The sequence below is a fragment of the Streptomyces sp. NPDC002386 genome (genome assembly GCF_053593175.1).
Genome location: NZ_JBSFBX010000022.1, coordinates 83260 through 97843 on the forward strand (window position 1 = coordinate 83260; position 14584 = coordinate 97843).

Sequence of the window (14584 nt, forward strand, 5' to 3'; positions counted from 1 at the left end):
CCCGCTCCACCCCCGTCCGGACGCCTCTGCCAAGATGCGGTCTGTCATGGTGCAGATACCGAACACGCCGCCGTCCGCGGTGCCCGCTGCGCACTCCGTCCCGACGAGTGCCGACGTGGCCCGGCTGGCGGGCGTCTCGCGCGCGACCGTCTCCTACGTCCTCAACAACACCAGTGCCGTCCGGATCAGCGAACCGACCCGCCGTCGCGTCCACGAGGCCGCCCGGGAGCTGGGGTACGTGCCCCACGCCGCCGCCCGCAGTCTGCGGGCCGGGCACAGCCGGACGGTCCTCATGCCCGCCCCGGCGATCCCGGCGGGCCCCCTCTACAGCCGCTTCCTCACCGAACTGCAGTCCGCCCTCGGCCGCCTCGACTACACGGTCGTCCAGTACGGCTCGGTCGGCCTCCAGGGCGACGAAGCCGCCCGCGCCTGGGCCGAGTTGCGTCCCGTCGCGGTCCTGGTCCCCGGCGCGGGGCTCGGCCCGCGGGGCGTCGCCGTCCTCAGACGCTCCGGTGCCCGGGCCGTGGTGACCCTCGGTCCCGAGCGGGTCGAGGGCGCCCACGCCCTGCTGATGGACCACGAGGCCGTCGGCCACTGCGCCGGCGCCCGTCTGCGCGCCCGCGGCCGCCGCCGGATCGGCGTGATCGTCCCGGAGGAACCCGGCCTGGAGGCGTTCTCCCGGCCCCGGCTCGCCGGCGTCCGCCGGGCACTGCGCGGCACGGACGCGACCGTGACCGCGCTGCCGCTCGCGTACACGGAGCAGGCCGCCGCACAACTGGCCGCCCGGTGGCGCGAGTCGGGCCTCGACGCCGTGTTCGCCTACAACGACGAGTACGCCATGCTGCTGATGCGCGCCCTCCAGGACGAGGGCGTCCGCATCCCCGAGGACGTGGCCGTGGTCGGCGCCGACGACCTGATGCTCGGCCGGCTGCTGCGCCCGCGGCTCAGCACCGTCCATGTCGAGCTGCCCTCCGGGCGGGACCTGGCCGGACTCGTCGACCGCGCGGTCCGCGAACCCGGCGCCGAGCCCGAGGTGCACCGGGTGCTGGGCGCCTCCCTCGTCCCCCGCGAGTCCGGCTGACCGCGCCACCGGCCCGGCCGCCCGCCCGCGGGTACGCGTACGGCCCGTGGCACGACACGCGCCACGGGCCGTACCGGAACCGGCCGCCGGGGGGGGGGCTACTCGCCCTGCTGCTCCTGGGCCGCGATGCTCTTGCGGACCTCGTCCATGTCCAGCTTCCGGGCCTGCCCGATGACGTCCGTCAGGGCGGCCTCCGGCAGGGCGCCCGGCTGGGCGAAGACCGCGACCTGGTCCCGGACGATCATCAGTGTCGGGATCGACTGGATGCCGAACGCCTGTGCCAGCTCGGGCTGGGCCTCCGTGTCCACCTTGCCGAAGACCAGGTCGGGGTTCTCCTCGGCGGCCTTCTCGTAGACCGGCGCGAACTGACGGCACGGCCCGCACCAGGACGCCCAGAAGTCGATGAGGACGAACTCGTTCTCGGTGACGGTCTGGTCGAAGTTCTCCTTGGTCAGCTCCACAGTGCTGCTCATGGCCTGATTCCCTCTTCCTGGTGTGGGGTGTGCCGACGGCGAGAACACGATGGCCCGCCCGCCTATTCCACGAGTGTTCCGCTCGGGCACGCGCGTGTCCCGCGCGCCTACCCGTGTGGCCTGCGTGCCAACCACCCAGCAGACTGACCCCATGACGGAAACGGAATCCATCGCGTACGACGTCGTGGTGCTCGGGGCCGGGCCCGTGGGGGAGAACGTCGCCGACCGCACCCGTGCGGCCGGCCTCACCACCGCGGTCGTGGAGAGCGAGCTGGTCGGCGGCGAGTGCTCGTACTGGGCCTGCATGCCCAGCAAGGCACTGCTGAGGCCGGTGATCGCCCAGGCGGACGCGCGTCGCCTGCCCGGCCTGGAACAGGCGGTTCGGGGCTCCCTAGACACCCCCGCGGTCCTCGCCCGGCGGGACGACTACACCTCGCACTGGCACGACGACGGCCAGGTCGGCTGGCTGGAGGGCGTCGGAGCCGACCTCCACCGCGGCCAGGGACGGCTCGCCGGTCCCCGCACGGTCACCGTGACCGGCCCCGACGGCACGGTCACCACCCTCACCGCCCGGCACGCCGTCGCGGTCTGCACCGGCACCAGCGCCCGGCTGCCCCGCCTGCCGGGCCTCAACGGCGTCAAGCCCTGGACCAGCCGCGAGGCCACCAGCGCCAAGGCGGCCCCCGGCCGGCTGGTCGTCGTCGGCGGCGGGGTCGTCGCCACCGAGATGGCCACCGCCTGGCAGGCCCTCGGCTCCCGGGTCACCCTGCTGGTGCGGGGCAAGGGCCTGCTGAGCCGCATGGAGCCGTTCGCCGGGGAACTGGTCGCCGACGCGCTCGCCGAGGCGGGCGTGGACGTCCGCACGGGGACGTCCGTCGAGTCCGTCTCCCGGGAGAACGGCACCGTCGTGGTCGTCACCGGCGCCGGGGACCGCGTCGAGGCCGACGAGATCCTCTTCGCCACCGGCCGGGCCCCGCGGACCGGGGACATCGGCCTGGAGACCGTCGGCCTGGAACCCGGCTCCTGGCTCGACGTGGACGACAGCCTCCGGGTCGAGGGCGTCGACTGGCTGTACGCGGTCGGTGACGTCAACCACCGCGCACTCCTCACCCACCAGGGCAAGTACCAGGCCCGGATCGCGGGTGCCGCGATCGCCGCGCGCGCCACCGGCGCCGAACCGTCCGACGAGCCCTGGGGCGCCCACGCGGCCACCGCCGACCACCACGCCGTACCCCAGGTCGTCTTCACCGACCCGGAGGCCGCCGCCGTCGGGCTGTCCCTGGCCGAGGCCGAGCAGGCGGGGCACCGGGTCCGCGCGGTCGACGTCGAGTTCTCCTCGGTCGCGGGCGCCGGCCTGTACGGCGACGGCTACAAGGGCCGCGCCCGCATGGTCGTCGACCTGGAGGAGGAGATCCTGCGCGGGGTCACCTTCGTCGGCCCCGGCGTCGGCGAGCTCATCCACTCCGCGACCGTCGCGGTCGCCGGCCGGGTCCCGGTCGGCCGGCTCTGGCACGCCGTCCCGTCGTATCCGACGCTGAGCGAGGTGTGGCTGCGGCTGCTGGAGGCCTACCGGGACAACTGAGAGGCGCGTTACGGCAGTTCGAAGCCGAGCGCCTCGGCCGCCGCCAGCGGTGCCGGCTGGGCCCACAGGGCCGCCACCGCCTCGTTCGTGGACAGCGAGCGCGGCTGCGCACGGTCGAGGTAGAGGACGCCGTCGAGGTGGTCCGTCTCGTGCTGGACGATGCGGGCGGGCCAGCCGGTGAACACCTCCTCCAGCGCGGAGCCGTGCTCGTCCTCCCCGCGCAGCCGCACCTCGGCGTGCCGGGCCACCACGGCCTGCCAGCCCGGCACACTCAGGCAGCCCTCGAAGAACGCGGCGCGGGCGGCGCCCACGGGCTCGTACGACGGGTTGACCAGGACGCGGAACGGCTGCGGCACCCGGCCCCGGATCCGCGCCACCTCCTCCGGCACCGGCGCCGGATCCTCGATGACGGCGATCCGCAGCGCGATCCCGACCTGCGGGGCGGCCAGGCCCACACCGGGCGCCGCGTGCATGGTCAGGCGCAGCGCCTCGACGAAGCGGGCCAGCAGGGCGGGCCCGAGCTGGCCCTCGTAGGGCTCGGTGCCGCGCCTGAGAACCGGCCGTCCGGCCGCGACGATGGGCAAGGGGCCGCCGGCGGCGAGGAGTTCCTCGACACGCTCGGCGAGCGGTGCCTGATCACTGGGAGGTGCCATCGCGTCAGAATGCCACGCCCGCCCGGATTCCATGTGGCACAGGTCACCAACACCCCGGGGAACTCGGCGCTCTTCCGGCCCGACTACTGGACCGTCACCGCTGGAGAACCGCTCCCCGAAAGAAGCCCGCCGATGTCCACCGCTCCCTCGCCCACCCGGGACGAGGCCCCCGCCCCGGCTCCCGCCCCGGGCCACTGGGCCCCGCTGCGTCCCCTCGTCCTGCGCCTGCACTTCTACGCCGGACTGCTCGTCGCCCCGTTCCTGCTGGTCGCCGCCGTCACCGGACTGCTCTACGCGGGCTCCTTCCAGGCCGAGAAGATCGTGTACCGCCATGAGCTGACGGTGCCGGCCGGTGAGCGGGAACTGCCCGTCTCCGCCCAGGTCGCCGCCGCCCGCGTGGCCCATCCCGAGGGCACCGTCGCGGCCGTCCGGCCCGCACCCGGGGCGGGATCGACCACCCGGGTGCTGCTCTCCGGCGTCGAGGGAGTGGACGCCGATCACACCCTCGCCGTGTTCGTGAACCCGTACACCGGGGAGATCCGCGGCGCGCTCGAACAGTACGGCTCGACCGGCGCCCTCCCGCTGCGCACCTGGATCGACGAGCTCCACCGCGACCTGCACCTGGGCGACACCGGCCGGCTCTACAGCGAACTCGCGGCGAGCTGGCTGTGGGTGACAGCGGGCGGCGGACTGGCGCTGTGGTTCTCCCGGCGGCGGGCGCTGCGCAGGCTGCGCGGCACCGGCGGCCGGCGCCGCACCCTCGGCCTGCACGGCACGGTCGGCGCCTGGACCGCCGCGGGATTCCTGTTCCTCTCGGCGACCGGCCTCACCTGGTCGACGTACGCCGGCGGCCACATCGGCGACCTGCGCACCACGCTCGGCCAGGCGACGCCCACGCTGTCGGCGGCCGTGAGCGGGGGCGAGCACGCGGGCCACGGCGCGGCGGCCGGCGCCGGGGGCACCGCCGAGCACGGCGTGGGCCTGGACCGGGTGCTCGCGGCGGCCCGGACCGAGGGACTGGACGGCCCGGTGGAGATCGTCCCGCCCGCCGGCGAAGGCGGCGCGTACGTCGTCAAGCAGGTGCGGCGCGACTGGCCCGGGAAGCAGGACGCCGTCGCCGTCGACCCGGCCACCGGTGAGATCACCGGCGAACTGCGCTTCGCCGACTACCCCGTGCTCGCCAAGCTGACCCGCTGGGGGATCGACCTGCACACCGGGGTCCTCTTCGGACTCGCCAACCAGATCGCGCTCGCCCTGCTCGCCCTCTCCCTGGTCCTGCTGATCGTGTGGGGCTACCGCATGTGGTGGCAGCGGGGCCGGGGCTCCGCGTTCGGCCGCCCGGTCCCGCGCGGCGCCTGGGCCCAGGTGTCGCCGTACGTCGTCGTCCCCGCGCTGGCCGCGATCGCGGTCCTCGGCTGGTTCGTGCCGCTGCTCGGCATCCCTCTGGCCGCCTTCGTCGCCGTGGACGTGGTCCTCGGTGAGATCGCGTACCGGCGGGGGCGGCGCACGTACCGGAGCGCGCCCGGCGCGAGATAGCGCGAAGGGCCCGGTTCCCGTACGGAACCGGGCCCCAAACCGGCGCTGCTCACTCCTCGGGGAAGTCGCCCGCGAGCGCCGCGGCGATCCGCAGGTGCGGGGCCGCCTCGTCGTGCCGGGCCTGCCGCTGGAGCGTACGGCCCAGCATCAGCCGGGCGTAGTGCTCCACCGGGTCCCGCTCCACGATGATCCGCAGCTCGGCCTCCGCGCGGCGCAGCTGGGCCGAGTGGTAGTAGGCGCGGGCCAGCAGCAGCCGCGGCCCGGTCTGCTCCGGCACCTCCTCGACCAGCCGCGCCAGCACCCGCGCGGCGCCGGCGTAGTCCTCGGCGTCGAAGAACAGCCCCGCGCGCTCCCAGCGCTCGGCCGGGGTGCCCTGGTCGTAGTACGTGGTCTCCACTCGCGTCTCCACTGATGACCTCCTTCGGGAGGCCACAACGGAAGGCGATAGTTCAATATTCCACTAACTCGGGGTCGGGTGCAGGCGACCGCCGGACCGGTCGTCGCAGGGGTTCCCGGCGGCGGACACCCGTGCGGCGGGCACGGTCCCCGCCGGTCAGGGACGGGCCCACTGCCGGTCGTAGCGCGGGACCGTGGCGCCGCCGCCGGCCCGGACGGCCTCGACCACCGCCTGGTGCAGGTCCCGGCTCTCGGGCTGCGAGGAGCAGGGCACGGGACTGCCGGTCAGCGTGTACCACAGGGAGGTGCCGGTGTACTGGACCCGCACGACCGCCTGCCTGGCGTCCCAGGTGGTGTGCACGGTCAGGTCGCCGGTGACGATCCCGGCCTCGTCGGTACGGACGCCTCCCGGCCCCGTGAAGACGCCCTGCGTCGTCCAAGATGTCTGGACCATGATTCCGGCCTCCCTCGTGAACGCGGGCGCGGCTCTGCCTCCGGCGGCCCGCCTCCGCACGGATCCAGTGTGTGCCCACTCCCGGCGGACGGCCTGTCGGGAGACCGGTCACTTGAGGCCGCTGAGCATGACCCCGCGGATGTAGTACTTCTGCAGCAGCAGGAAGACGATCAGCACCGGCAGGATGCTCAGCACCAGGCCGGCCATGACGATGGGCATCGTGCGGGACGGGTCCACGTAGTCCTGCAGGAGCTGGATGCCGACGGGCAGGGTCATCACGTCCGGGTCGGCGGTCGAGACGAGCAGCGCCCAGATGTACTCGTTCCAGGCGTCCACGAAGGTCAGCAGCCCGAGCGTCACCACGACCGGTTTGGTCTGCGGCACCACGATCCGCCACCACACGGCGAACTCGCCGGCCCCGTCGATGCGCGCGGCCTCCAGCACCTCGTCCGGGATCGACACCATGAACTGGCGCATCAGGAAGATCCCGAACCCGTTCACGAGGAACGGCATGGTGAGCGCCACGATGCTGACGGTCAGGCCGGCGCCGCCGCGCCCGAACACGTCGTTCCCGCCCGCCAGTGGCCAGTGCACCAGGATCAGGAAGTGCGGGATGAAGAAGAGGAACGGCGGGAACATCATCGTCGACAGCACCAGGCGGAAGACGAAGTCCCGTCCGGGAAAGCGGAGTTTGGCGAGCGCGTACCCGGCGAGCGACGAGGTCACCAGCACCGATGCGGTGATCACGGCGGTGGCGACCACACTGTTGCGGAAGAGCACCGGCAGGTCGAGCTGCTCGACGGCCGCCCGGTAGTTGGACAGGTCGAACGCCTTCGGCAGGAAGCGGTACGGGAGGGTGCCGGACTCGCCCGGTCCCTTGAAGGACGTCATCACCATGTCCAGGAACGGCACCATGGTGAGCACGGCGCCGCTCACCACCAGCAGGTACGACAGCCACGGGAAACGGCGGCGGATCACGCGTCCTCCCCCTTGCGCCGGAAGAGCAGCAACTGCAGCAGGGTGACCACGAGGACCACCAGGAACAGCACGAAGGCGGCGGCGCTCGCGGTGCCCCAGTCGCCGTAGCTGAAGGCCTGCCGGTACATCTCCAGCGCGGCGACCGCGGTCGCGTCGCCCGGCCCGCCCTTCGTCATCACGATGATCAGCGCGAACGACTGCAGCCCGGTCAGGAACTGGGTCACGCACACGAACAGCAGGGACGGCCGCAGCAGCGGCAGGGTGATCCGCAGGAATACGGTGACGGGCCCGGCGCCGTCGAGCGCCGCGGCCTCGTAGTAAGACCCGGGGACGGACTTCAGGCCGGCGGTCAGGACGAGGATCGCGGTACCGACCGACGCCCAGGCCTGGACGACCACGACCGACGGCAGCGCGGTGCCGGGGTCCTGCAGGAACGCCACCGAGTCGAGCCCGATGGCGTTGAGCACGCCGTTGACCAGCCCGCCCGGCTCGTACATGTACTTCCACACGTTGCCGACGGCGACCACGGTCGTGACGATCGGCAGGAAGTACAGGGTGCGCCACAGCCCCTGGAACCGCAGCTTGTCGATGCAGGTGGCGACGAGCACGGAGCCGGTGAGCGCGAGGGCCACGGTGCCCAGCGCGTACAGCAGCGTGTTGGTGAGGACCGGCGTCAGGAACGTCGACCCGTCCGCGAGGAGGCCGGCGAAGTTGTCCAGGCCGACCGGATCGATGTCGCCGAGGTCGAACCCGGTCCAGCGGGACATCGACAGCAGCAGCGCGAAACCGAGAGGAAGGAGGAGGAAGACCGCGAAGAACAGCAGCGTCGGGGCCAGGAAGAGATAGGCGACGGCGGTCTGGCGGCGGCGGGCCCGCCCGCGGCGTCCGGCGGCGGGAGGACCGGCGTGCCGGGTACCCAGGTCCGCCTGGCCGGCCGTCTCCGGCGCCAGGGTGTTCACCATGAGCGCGCCACCTCCTGGTCGACCTGCCGGCGGGTGCTGCGCAGCGCCTCGTCGACCGACCGCTGACCGGTCCACAGCGCCTCGATGTTCTTGCGCAGCAGCGACTTGGCCTGCTGTGCGCCCGGTACGTTCGGCTCGGGCACCGCGTAGGCCAGCGCGTCCAGGAACGGGCGCAGATTCGGATCGCCGCCCCCGCTCAGCAGGTTCCGCATGTCGTCGGCCCGGCCGGTCAGGGAGCCGACCGAGACCTGGAGGGCACTCATCCGGGTCGCCGTCGCACCCCGCCCGGCGCCCTTCACGCCCACCTTCTCGGTGTTGAGCCAGCGCAGGAACTCCCATGCCTCGCGCGGGTGTTCGCTGGCCGCGTTGACCCCCAGCATGAAGCCGGTGGAGAGGGTGGCGCGCCTGCCGTCCGCCTCGGGCACCGGCACCGGCGCGACGCCGACGTCCCGGTAGCCCGCGCCCATCAGCTCCTTCAGGCTCCCGGTCCACCAGCCGGCACTGATCACCATGGCCACCTGCCCGGACGGGAACGCCTTGTAGACGTTGACGCCTGGCGCGCTGGCGCCGGTCACCACCAGCCGGTGCTCCAGGCCGAACACGGCCCGGCCGGCCGCCGAGTCGATGGCGGTGCGCCGGCCGTCCGCGGAGACGAACCTGCCGCCGGCGGCGTTGAGCAGGGCCAGGGTCTGGCCGACGGTGGTGGAGTCGTCGTAGACCGACAGGCCGAACCCCTGCACCAGCGTGTTGCCGTACCGGTCCCGCCGGGCGGTGCGGCGGGCCGCCTCCTCCAGCTCCCGCCAGGTGCGCGGCGGTCCGTCGAGGCCGGCCGCGCGCAGCAGCCGCTTGTTGTAGTAGAGCGCGTAGGTCTGCGCCTCGGTGGGATAGCCGTACACCCGGCCGCCCACGGAGGCCGCGCGGACCGCCGCCGCGCCGTAGCCCCGGCCGATCTCCTCGGCGTGCTCGGGCGGCGCGGGCCGCAGGACGCCGGCCCGGACGAGCTGGCCGTTCCACAGGCAGTACGGGTGCAGGATGTCGGCGCCCTGGCCCGCCGCCTGCCGGACCATGAACGTGGTCAGCAGATCGGTGAACTCCACCGCCTTCGTACGGATCTTGACCCGGTCGTGCGTGGCGTTCCACTCGTCGACCGGACCCTGCAGGGCCTGCTTCAGCTCCCCGCTCGCGTAGTGGGAGAGCAGGGTGAGCTCGATCGGGTCCCCGGGCCGGCCGGTGCCCCGGTGCGGGGCGGCGCACCCGGAGGCGAGCAGCGCCGAGGGCAGGGCGAGGGCGAAGTGACGGCGGCTCAGCCGGCCCGCCGCCCCGGGCCGGCGGCCGGGTGTCATAGAGCGGCCTCCCGGCGCAGCACCCGGAACACCCGGGTGTCGCTGAAGCCGGCCTTGCGGTACATGTGGCCCGCCGGGGACCGGGCGCCGGTCCACAGGAACCACGCGGAGTGCGCGCGCCGCGCCCGCATCCGCTCCAGGACCAGGTGCAGCAGGACCTCGCCGAGTCCGGTGCCGCGCATCTCCTCCCGGACCCCGATCGGGCCGAAACGCTCGTCCACCCCGTCGAACGCCCCGTGCATCGCCCAGCCGGACAGGCGGCCCGCGGGGTCCCGGACGACGACGATCCGGTCGAGCGGTGTGCCCGCGGTCAGACACGCCCGGATGGTGCACGCCCAGTCCGGGCCGAAGTGGCCGCCGGCGAGCGCGAGGAGGTCCACCAGGTCGTCGTCGGACGGAGTGGTGAACCGGTGGCCGCGGGCGGTCAGTCCGCCCAGCCGGCGCGCGACGTCGTCGGGGAGGCGGTAGCCGACCAGGCCGCGGTGCATCGCCGTCGCCTCGTACAGCGTGCGGAACCCCAGGGACCCGAGCAGTGCGGCGGCCTCCGGGTAGGCCTCGGCGTCCAGGCCGGGCAGGACGTAGTCGGGGGTGTACGAGGAGAAGTCCACCCGGGTGCGGCCATGACCGTGCAGCCAGTCCAGGGCCTCGGTCAGCAGCCGGCGGCCCAGGCCCCGGCCGCGGGCGTCCGGGTCGGTGAAGAAGAACGGAATCCAGCCCTGCTCCGGCTCCAGGTCGGTGCCGGCCAGCGGCGTCAGCCTGCGCACCGCGTAGGCGGCGCCCACGACACGGCCGCCGTCGACGGCGACCCGGAGGCCCTCGGGGTCGAAGTTGGGGTCGAGCAGCACCAGGGAGCGGAAGCGGTCCGCGGTGACGGCGTCGGCGGGCGCGCTCCGGCGCCAGGCCTCCACCAGCGGTGGTCCGTCGCCGGCGCGGAAGCCCCGGATCGCGGTCCGTGAGGCCGTCGTGAGATCGGTCATCGACGGGGTGGTCCTTCCCGGTGTCTGAGGCCGGTGCCAGGGGCCCGGGGTCAGGGGTGGTGCGGGATCGCCCCCTGGGCCCCGTCCTGCCGGTCGCATCTCAAAACGAATGCCCGAAATCTAATGGTATGTCACGCCCATAAGCAATGATCCGCCACCGGGTCGCGCCGTCTCGTCCACGCGGTCCCGCGTATCAGGCCACGCTGTTCTCCGACAGGGCCGTTGGGGCATCCTGTCTCCCGAGGTCGCAGGAGAGGACGGGGGCACCGGCATGGAGGAGCGGTCGGCGGAGGGGGGTTCCGGCCCGGTCGTACCGCTGCGCATGGACGCGCTGCTGAGCGAGCTTCAGGAACACGTGGAGCGGGTGCGCGGCGGCCGGGACCGCATGCAGACGCTGCTCGACGCGGTGATGGCGATCGGCAGCGACCTCGACCTGGAGGACCTGCTGCGCCGTATCGTGCAGTCCGCCGTCGACCTGGTGGACGCCGGCTACGGCGCCCTGGGCGTGCTGGGCGAAGAGGGCACGATCCGTCAGTTCATCACCGTCGGCATGGACGAGGGGACCATCGCGCGGATCGGGCACCACCCCCAGGGCCGGGGCATGCTCGGTCTGCTCATCCGCGACCCCCGTCCGCTGCGCACGGACGACCTGGGCGATCACCCGGACGCGGTGGGGTTCCCGCCCGGTCACCCGCCCATGCGTACCTTCCTCGGTGCCCCGGTGCAGGTGCGCGACAAGGTCTTCGGCAACCTCTACCTGACGGACAAGCGCGACGGGCAGCCGTTCGACGCCGACGACGAGGTGGTGCTGCGGAGCCTGGCCGCCGCCGCGGGCGTGGCCATCGACAACGCCCGGCTGTACGGGGACAGCCGGCACCGCGAGCGCCGCCTGTCCGCCGGCGCGGACGTCATCCGCTCCCTGCTCTCGGGAGAGCCGCCCGAGGAGATCCTGCGCTCACTGGCCGACACCGTACGGCGGATGACCGGCACCGATCTCGTCACGCTGGCCCTGCCCGTGGGGGCCGGACCCGACCTGATCGTGGAGGCCGCGGCCGGTGAGGCGGCCGACAAGGTGCTCGGTCTGGCGCTGCCGACGACCGCCCTGGCGGCGAAGGTCTTCGCCACCGGCGAGCCCATCACCAGCGAGGCCCTCAGCGACGACGCCCGGGGATCCGGCGGCAGTGCCTCCGTGGTGCGTCTGGGCCCCGCCTTCTTCGTGCCCGTGGGCGACAGCGAACGCGTGCGCGGGGTGCTTCAGGTGGCCAACCTGCCCGGCAGACCGCCGTTCGGCGAATCCGTCCTCGACATGGTCTACACCTTCGCCGACCAGGCGGCCCTGGCGCTGAAGATCGCCGAGCACCGCCAGGAGACCGAGCAGCTCACCCTCTTCGGCGACCGCGACCGCATCGCCCGTGACCTCCACGACCAGGTCATCCAGCGCCTGTTCGCCGACGGACTGGCCCTGCAGGCGGTGCTCGGCCACGTCCGCGACCTGCCCACCGTGTCCGAGCGCATCGCCCGGGTCGTCGACGACCTGGACGACACCATCAAGATCATCCGCTCGACCGTCTTCGGCCTCCAGCACCGCGACCGGCAGCAGCGGACCGGCGGTCTGCGCGCCCAGTTGCTGGTCGTCACCGACGAGGCCACCCAGAGCCTCGGCTTCGCCCCGGCGCTGCGCATGACCGGTCTGCTGGACACCGAAGTGCCCGGCACGCACGCCGGTCACGCCCTCGCCGTGCTCCGCGAAGCCCTGTCCAACACGGCCCGGCACGCCGGGGCCACCGCGGTGGAGGTGACCGCCGAGGCCGCCGGCCGGACGCTGCGGCTGACCGTCGCCGACAACGGCCGGGGCATCGACCCGGCCGTCACCCGCCGCAGCGGCCTGGCGAACCTGCGCAGCCGCGCCGAGGAACTCGGCGGCACCTTCGGCGTCGCCCGCCGCGACCCGGCCGGTACGCGCCTGGAGTGGACGGTGCCGCTGCCGGCCCGCGACGCCACCGGCCAGGGGGGCTGACCCGGCCGCCCGGCACCGCGCACCGCCGGCCGACCGTGCCGGACCGCGGCGACGGGCGGTACGTCCTGCCGGACCCACCGCGTCCCTGAGGTACCCCGGGGCCGGGGCCGTTGTGCCGGCCGGCCGCGCGCCGCCGGCACGGCCGGATCCCCGTCCGGCCGAGACCTCCGGTGACGCGTCCCCGGTCGGGGTCGCGCCGGGCGCCGAAGGCCTCTCGGCCTCCGGGCGGCCCCGCCCGCGCCCCTCGGTCGGGAGAAGCGGGTCGCCGCCTCGGCCGGGCCGGGTGCGGGAGACTGGGGGAGGGTCAGGGCCTGCCGGTTCCGGCCCGCACGGAAGAGCTACCGCGCGGCAACAGGAGGCGATCGATGGCGGACAGCGAGCGGCAGGGCCCCGGCGACCCGATCCGGGTCTTCCTGATGGACGACCACGAGGTGGTACGGCGCGGTGTGCGCGACCTGCTGAACGACGAGCCGGACATCGAGGTCGTCGGCGAGGCCGGTACGGCGGAGCAGGCCCTGGTACGGGTCCCCGCCCTGCGTCCCCGGGTGGCGGTGCTGGACGTCCGGCTGCCCGACGGTGACGGCGTGAGCGTGTGCCGGGAACTGCGCTCGCGCATGCCCGAGCTGGCCTGCCTCATGCTGACCTCGTTCGACGACGAGGAGGCGCTGCTGGACGCCATCATGGCGGGCGCCTCCGGCTACGTCCTCAAGCAGATCCGCGGCTCGGACCTGGTGTCCGCCGTACGCACCGTGGCCCGCGGCCAGTCGCTGCTCGACCCGAGCGCCACCGCCAGGCTGATGGCCCGGCTGCGGGGCGACCAGGAGCCGGAGGAGGAGCCGGACGAGCTGCCCGGCCTGACCGACCGCGAACGGGAGATCCTGGCTCTGATCGGCGAAGGGCTGACGAACCGCCAGATCGGGCAGCGGCTCTACCTCGCCGAGAAGACGGTGAAGAACCACATCTCCCGGCTGCTCGCCAAACTCGGCGTGGAGCGCCGCGTCCAGGCCGCCGTGATCGCCACCCAGGTGACGGGCCGCCAGAAGCGCGCCGGCGGCTGACGCGGTGGCGGTGCCCCGGCCGCGCACGGTGGCCGGGGCATCCTTCCGCCGACAGGCCCGGGGGACAGGGACGTTCAGCCCCGGTGCCGGAGCCCTTCGGCACCGGGTGCGGGCCGAGGCACGCCGCGAGAGTGAGAGGCGTCAAGCGGACGAAGACCTCAACTCCCGGAAGGGAACGCCGTCATGGCCGTGCACGAGCACTCTCACCGCACCGCGGGCTTCCACCTGTTCTCCCGCGGCCCCCGGACCCGCCCTGCGGTCGCCGCCCCGGCGGGCCTCGTCACGCACACCGCGCGGGACCACGCCCTGGCCTCGCTGCGGCTGCTCACCGGGTTCGTCTTCCTCTGGGCGTTCCTGGACAAGACCTTCGGGCTCGGTTACGCCACCGCCTCCGGCCGGGGCTGGACCGACGGCGGGTCACCGACGAAGGGCTTCCTCGGTTCCGTGGCCGCGGGGCCGATGGAGTCGACGTTCCACGCGTGGGCCGGGGCGGGCTGGGCGGACTGGCTGTTCATGCTCGGTCTGCTGGGTATCGGGGCGGCCGTCATGGCGGGTGTGGCGCTGCGGCCGGCCGCGCTGGCCGGGTCGGCGATGATGGCGCTGATGTGGCTGGCCGAGTGGCCCCCGGCCAAGCGGCTGTCGGACGGGTCGCCGAGCATGTCGACCAATCCGTTCGCCGACTACCACGTGATCTACGCGTCGGCGCTGATCGCGGTGGCCGCGGCGGGCGCGGGCACCACCTGGGGCCTCGGCAGGCTGTGGGCCCGCCTCCCCGTCGTCCGCGACCACGCCTGGCTGCGCTGACCCCCGCGCCGGGACGGCCCCCTCGTGGGGCCCTCCCGGCGGCCCGCCGCGGTGACGGACGCCCGGCGGACGACGCCGGCCCCGGGACCGATCGTCCCCGGGCATCCGCCCCTCTCGGGCGCGGTGCCCGGAGACCGCACGGTGTCACCGAGGACCGGCTGCGCGGCCCCTGGGATCAGACGCGGACGCCGAACATGAACGGTCCGCCGATGGTGTCCATCGACTCGTACCGCACGACCGTGCCGGTGCGCGGGGCGTGCAGGATCTGGC

Annotated in this window: 14 protein-coding genes; 6 read left to right on the forward strand and 8 right to left on the reverse strand. The window is 73.9% G+C overall.

What is annotated here, in order from left to right:
* The first annotated feature begins 34 nt into the window (after positions 1–34).
* Positions 35–1081 carry a LacI family DNA-binding transcriptional regulator gene (locus tag ACWCPN_RS32605; RefSeq protein ID WP_451213683.1) on the forward strand — a complete coding sequence of 349 codons (1047 nt, stop codon included), beginning with the start codon at positions 35–37 and terminating at the stop codon, positions 1079–1081.
* Positions 1082–1179: 98 nt separating this feature from the next.
* On the opposite strand, the gene trxA is transcribed toward ACWCPN_RS32605, so the two are convergent.
* Positions 1180–1554, reverse strand: coding sequence for a thioredoxin (trxA, locus tag ACWCPN_RS32610; protein WP_351667863.1), 375 nt, complete (start codon positions 1552–1554; stop codon positions 1180–1182).
* Between the two features lie 151 nt (positions 1555–1705).
* Here trxA and ACWCPN_RS32615 point away from each other — a divergent pair, with 151 nt between their 5' ends.
* Positions 1706–3136 (forward strand): dihydrolipoyl dehydrogenase family protein, encoded by a 1431-nt coding sequence (locus ACWCPN_RS32615; RefSeq protein ID WP_451213686.1) that lies wholly within the window; start codon positions 1706–1708, stop codon positions 3134–3136.
* Between the two features lie 8 nt (positions 3137–3144).
* Here the strand turns inward: ACWCPN_RS32615 and ACWCPN_RS32620 are convergent, their stop codons facing one another.
* Positions 3145–3789 carry a peptide deformylase gene (locus ACWCPN_RS32620; RefSeq protein WP_451213689.1) on the reverse strand — a complete coding sequence of 215 codons (645 nt, stop codon included), beginning with the start codon at positions 3787–3789 and terminating at the stop codon, positions 3145–3147.
* 132 nt (positions 3790–3921) lie between these two features.
* On the opposite strand from ACWCPN_RS32620, the gene ACWCPN_RS32625 reads away from it, so the two are divergent.
* The gene (locus ACWCPN_RS32625) at positions 3922–5325 is read left to right on the forward strand and encodes a PepSY-associated TM helix domain-containing protein (RefSeq protein ID WP_451213692.1); all 1404 of its coding nucleotides are present in this window, start codon (positions 3922–3924) and stop codon (positions 5323–5325) included.
* A 49-nt stretch (positions 5326–5374) separates the two neighbouring features.
* On the opposite strand, the gene ACWCPN_RS32630 is transcribed toward ACWCPN_RS32625, so the two are convergent.
* From ACWCPN_RS32630 to ACWCPN_RS32655, 6 genes are all read right to left on the reverse strand, one after another.
* On the reverse strand, positions 5375–5722 hold the full coding sequence (locus ACWCPN_RS32630) for a tetratricopeptide repeat protein (protein WP_199213743.1): 348 nt from the start codon (positions 5720–5722) through the stop codon (positions 5375–5377).
* A 156-nt stretch (positions 5723–5878) separates the two neighbouring features.
* Positions 5879–6175: a hypothetical protein gene (locus tag ACWCPN_RS32635; protein WP_199212972.1), complete on the reverse strand. Its 297-nt coding sequence runs from the start codon at positions 6173–6175 to the stop codon at positions 5879–5881.
* A 108-nt stretch (positions 6176–6283) separates the two neighbouring features.
* Positions 6284–7153, reverse strand: a complete 870-nt coding sequence (locus tag ACWCPN_RS32640) for a carbohydrate ABC transporter permease (RefSeq protein WP_451213695.1) — start codon at positions 7151–7153, stop codon at positions 6284–6286.
* On the reverse strand, positions 7150–8115 hold the full coding sequence (locus ACWCPN_RS32645; protein ID WP_451213698.1) for a carbohydrate ABC transporter permease: 966 nt from the start codon (positions 8113–8115) through the stop codon (positions 7150–7152). Before ACWCPN_RS32645 ends, ACWCPN_RS32640 begins: the two co-directional genes overlap by 4 nt.
* A complete protein-coding gene (locus ACWCPN_RS32650; RefSeq protein WP_451213701.1) occupies positions 8109–9458 on the reverse strand; it encodes an ABC transporter substrate-binding protein in 1350 nt (449 codons plus the stop codon). Before ACWCPN_RS32650 ends, ACWCPN_RS32645 begins: the two co-directional genes overlap by 7 nt.
* The gene (locus tag ACWCPN_RS32655; protein WP_451213703.1) at positions 9455–10435 is read right to left on the reverse strand and encodes a GNAT family N-acetyltransferase; all 981 of its coding nucleotides are present in this window, start codon (positions 10433–10435) and stop codon (positions 9455–9457) included. Before ACWCPN_RS32655 ends, ACWCPN_RS32650 begins: the two co-directional genes overlap by 4 nt.
* A 271-nt stretch (positions 10436–10706) precedes the next feature.
* Between ACWCPN_RS32655 and ACWCPN_RS32660 the strand changes: the two genes are divergently transcribed.
* The 3 genes from ACWCPN_RS32660 to ACWCPN_RS32670 all read left to right on the forward strand — a co-directional run bounded on the left by ACWCPN_RS32660 (position 10707) and on the right by ACWCPN_RS32670 (position 14314).
* Positions 10707–12452 carry a GAF domain-containing protein gene (locus ACWCPN_RS32660; protein WP_451213706.1) on the forward strand — a complete coding sequence of 582 codons (1746 nt, stop codon included), beginning with the start codon at positions 10707–10709 and terminating at the stop codon, positions 12450–12452.
* Positions 12453–12817: 365 nt separating this feature from the next.
* Positions 12818–13510, forward strand: a complete 693-nt coding sequence (locus ACWCPN_RS32665) for a response regulator (protein WP_451213709.1) — start codon at positions 12818–12820, stop codon at positions 13508–13510.
* Positions 13511–13693: 183 nt separating this feature from the next.
* Positions 13694–14314, forward strand: coding sequence for a hypothetical protein (locus ACWCPN_RS32670; protein ID WP_451213712.1), 621 nt, complete (start codon positions 13694–13696; stop codon positions 14312–14314).
* Positions 14315–14584 lie beyond the last annotated feature (270 nt).

Bases quoted from the DNA above. Each gene is read 5' to 3' on its own strand.
- ACWCPN_RS32605 (WP_451213683.1), top strand. From the start codon at position 35: ATGCGGTCTGTCATGGTGCAGATACCGAACACGCCGCCGTCCGCGGTG.
- trxA (WP_351667863.1), bottom strand. From the start codon at position 1,554: ATGAGCAGCACTGTGGAGCTGACCAAGGAGAACTTCGACCAGACCGTC.
- ACWCPN_RS32615 (WP_451213686.1), top strand. From the start codon at position 1,706: ATGACGGAAACGGAATCCATCGCGTACGACGTCGTGGTGCTCGGGGCC.
- ACWCPN_RS32620 (WP_451213689.1), bottom strand. From the start codon at position 3,789: ATGGCACCTCCCAGTGATCAGGCACCGCTCGCCGAGCGTGTCGAGGAA.
- ACWCPN_RS32625 (WP_451213692.1), top strand. From the start codon at position 3,922: ATGTCCACCGCTCCCTCGCCCACCCGGGACGAGGCCCCCGCCCCGGCT.
- ACWCPN_RS32635 (WP_199212972.1), bottom strand. From the start codon at position 6,175: ATGGTCCAGACATCTTGGACGACGCAGGGCGTCTTCACGGGGCCGGGA.
- ACWCPN_RS32645 (WP_451213698.1), bottom strand. From the start codon at position 8,115: ATGGTGAACACCCTGGCGCCGGAGACGGCCGGCCAGGCGGACCTGGGT.
- ACWCPN_RS32650 (WP_451213701.1), bottom strand. From the start codon at position 9,458: ATGACACCCGGCCGCCGGCCCGGGGCGGCGGGCCGGCTGAGCCGCCGT.
- ACWCPN_RS32655 (WP_451213703.1), bottom strand. From the start codon at position 10,435: ATGACCGATCTCACGACGGCCTCACGGACCGCGATCCGGGGCTTCCGC.
- ACWCPN_RS32660 (WP_451213706.1), top strand. From the start codon at position 10,707: ATGGAGGAGCGGTCGGCGGAGGGGGGTTCCGGCCCGGTCGTACCGCTG.
- ACWCPN_RS32665 (WP_451213709.1), top strand. From the start codon at position 12,818: ATGGCGGACAGCGAGCGGCAGGGCCCCGGCGACCCGATCCGGGTCTTC.
- ACWCPN_RS32670 (WP_451213712.1), top strand. From the start codon at position 13,694: ATGGCCGTGCACGAGCACTCTCACCGCACCGCGGGCTTCCACCTGTTC.